This window comes from Streptomyces sp. Y20 (assembly GCF_043195475.1).
Classification (GTDB): Bacteria; Actinomycetota; Actinomycetes; order Streptomycetales; family Streptomycetaceae; genus Streptomyces.
This window is the reverse complement of record NZ_JBIDDP010000028.1, coordinates 1-3216: the sequence shown is the minus strand read 5'-3', so window position 1 is coordinate 3216 and position 3216 is coordinate 1. Positions and strand designations below refer to the sequence as shown.

1 protein-coding gene is annotated in these 3216 nt (G+C 73.9%); it reads right to left on the bottom strand.

Going from position 1 to position 3216, the window contains the following annotated elements:
* On the bottom strand, positions 1–3216 hold a 3216-nt coding region (locus ACGFT1_RS35680; protein WP_373913147.1), incomplete at both ends, for a type I polyketide synthase.

The window sequence follows — 3216 nt, the reverse complement described above, 5'->3', positions numbered from 1 at the left end:
CGCCGCCGGCGAGGGCGAGTGAGCATTCGCCCGAGCGCAGGGCGCGTACGGCCAGGTGCAGGGCGACCAGGGAGGAGGAGCACGCGGTGTCCACCGTCAGGGCCGGTCCCTGCAAGCCCAGCGTGTACGCCACCCGGCCGGTGGCCACGCTGCCGGTCGTGCCGGTCAGGAAGTGGCCCTCGGCCTCCTTGGGCATCCGGCCGCCACCGCCGTAGTCGTGGTACATCACCCCTGCGAACACACCCGTGTCGCTGCCGTGCAGCGATCCGGGTGCGATGCCTGCCCGCTCCAGGGCCTCCCAGGACACTTCCAGCAGCAGGCGCTGCTGCGGGTCCATGGCCAGCGCCTCACGCGGCGAGATCCCGAAGAAGGCGGGGTCGAAGTCGGCGGCCTCGTGCAGGAACCCGCCGTGCCGGACGTAGGAGGTGCCGGAGTGGTCCGGGTCGGGGTGGTAGAGGGCGTCGAGGTCCCAGCCCCGGTCGGTCGGAAAGCCGGAGATCACGTCGCGCTGCTGGGCGACGACCTGCCACAGCCCCTCCGGCGAATCCACCCCACCGGGGAAACGGCAGCCCATGCCGACGATCACGATGGGGTCGTCGTCCGTACGCGGTGCGACGGTGTTGGCGGCTGCGGGCGGAGTGGACCGCCCGGCGCGCTCCTGGGCGAGGGCGAGCGCGAAGTCGGCGACGGCGGCCGGTGTGGGGTGGTCGAAGACGAGGGTCGCCGGCAGGCGCAGACCGGTGACGGAGTGGAGACGGTTGCGCAGTTGCACCGCGAGCAGCGAGTCGACGCCGAAACCCTTGAACGGCTGGTCCGGGTCGATCCCGTCCGCGGAGTCGCGGCCGATGACCGCGGCGAGCTGGGCGCGTACGAGGTCGAGCAGCAGTCGGCGGCCCTCCTGCTGGGACATCCGGCCCAGCCTGCGGCGCAGTCCGGACTCGCCGGGGCGCCGCTGCGGCACCCGCACCAGCGAGCGCAGCACCGGGGACAGGGTCCCGGCGAGCGCGTCGGCGCGCAGCGCGGCCGGTTCGAGCCGGGCCGGTACGAGCACCGCGCTGTCGTCGGCGAGCGCCCGGTCGAAGAGCCCGAGGCCCTGCTCCGTGGAGAGCGGTGAGACACCCCGGGTAGACAGGTTCTCATCGCTCAAGTGCCGTGTGAGTCCGGTGCGTTCGGCCCACAGGCCCCAGGCGAGCGACAGTGCCGGGCGCCCGGCGGTGCGCCGGCGGGCGGCGAGCGCGTCGAGGAAGACGTTCGCCGCGGCGTAGTTGGCCTGTCCCGGGTTGCCGAGCACGCCCGCCACCGAGGAGAACAGGACGAACGCCGCCAGGTCCTGGTCCGCGGTCAGCTCGTCCAGGTGTGCGGCGGCGTCCACCTTGGCCCGTAGTACGGCGGCCAGCCGGTCCGCGGTCAGCGACCCGACCATGCCGTCGTCGAGCACCCCCGCGGTGTGGACGACGGCGGAGAGCCGTACGCCGGTCAGCAGGTGCGCGAGCGCGTCGCGGTCGGCGGTGTCACAGGCGGCGAGGGTGACCACGCTACCCAACCCGCGCAATTCGGCGACGAGTTCACAGGCGCCGGGTGCTTCCAGGCCGCGGCGGCTGACCAGCAGCAGATGGCGGACGCCGTGCTCGGTGACCAGGTGCCGTGCCACCAGAGCGCCGAGCCCTCCGGTGCCGCCGGTGATGAGCACGGTGCCGTCCGGGTCGAGCCGCAAGCCACGGGTCGGCCCGGTGACGCCGGTGTGCCGCACCAGCCGGGGAGCGAGCACCGTACCGCCGCGCAGGGCGAGCTGAGGTTCGGAGAGAACGGCCGCGGGCACCGTGTCGACCGGGTGCGCCGGGTCCGTGTCCAACAAGGAGAAACGGTCCGGGTGTTCGGACTGCGCGGTCCTGACCAGGCCCCACACCGTGGCCTGGGCGGGATTCCCCGCATCGGGGCCGACGGCGCCGTCGGTCACCACCAGCAGCCGGGAACCGGTGAAGCGGGCATCTGCCAGCCACTCCTGCACCATACCCAGCGCCCAGCCCGCAGCCTGGTGCGCGTCCCCGGCGAGCCCGGGCCCCGTGCCGCCCGGATCCCGCGTCCCGGCCGGACATCGCACGACCACCAGCTGCGGTACGGGATCCGGCACCTCGGCCAGGTCCGCCACCGGACACGCGTCGACGTCAGCCGCCGCGGCCCGGACCGGCTGCCAGTCCAGCCGGAACAACGAGTCCGTGCCGTGACCGGCGGCCGGGTCGGCGGCGTACGGCCGCATCGTGACCGCCTCCACCGACAGCACCGGCTTTCCCGTGCCGTCGGCGGCCCGCAGGGTCACCCCGTCCCCGCCGGCCGCGCTCAGCCACACCCGCAGAGTGTCCGCGCCCTCGGCGTAGCGGGTGACACCGGACCACGAGAAGGGCAGCACGGTACCGCCGTCCTCGCGCAGCAGGCCGACCGCGTGCAGAGCCGCGTCCAGCACCGCCGGATGCAGGCCGAAGGCGGTGCCGTCCAGATCGGCCGGCAGGCTCACCTCGGCATAGACGTCGCGGTCGGTGCGCCAGGCGGCCCGCAGGCCCTGGAAGGCGGGGCCGTAGTCGTAGCCCGCCTCCGCGAGGGTGTCGTACCGCGTGTCGACGTCGATCTCGTGGGCACCGGGCGGCGGCCACTCGGTCAGGTCGAAGCCGGCGGTGTCGTCATCCACGTCGAGCAGCGCCGCGGCGTGCCGCGTCCACGCGCTGCCCGGGCCGGCGTCCTGCGGCCGGGAGTGGACGGCCAGCTCCCGCTGGCCGTTCGCGGCCGGCGGTTCGACGGTCACCCGGAGCTGTACGGCCGAGTCCGGTTCGAGGACCAACGGCGTCTGGAGGGTGAGTTCGGTCAACCGCCCCCAGCCCAGCCTGCTGCCCACGGCCATCGCCAGTTCGAGGAACGCGGTGCCCGGCAGCAGCACCGTGCCCCGCACCGCGTGATCGGCCAGCCACGGCTGCGTGTCCAGGGCGAGCCGCCCCGTGTACACCAGCCGGTCGTCCTCTGCCAGTTCGACCACCGCACCCAGCAGCGGATGCCCGGCCGACGCCAGACCGAGCCCGCGGGCGTCGGCCACACCACGCTCGGGGGTGAGCCAGTAGTGCTGGTGTTGGAAGGGGTAGGGGGGTAGTTCGGTGGGGTGGGTGTTGTAGGGGGTGAGGAGGGTTGGCCAGTCGATGGTGATGCCGTGGGTCCAGGCTGTGGCGGCGG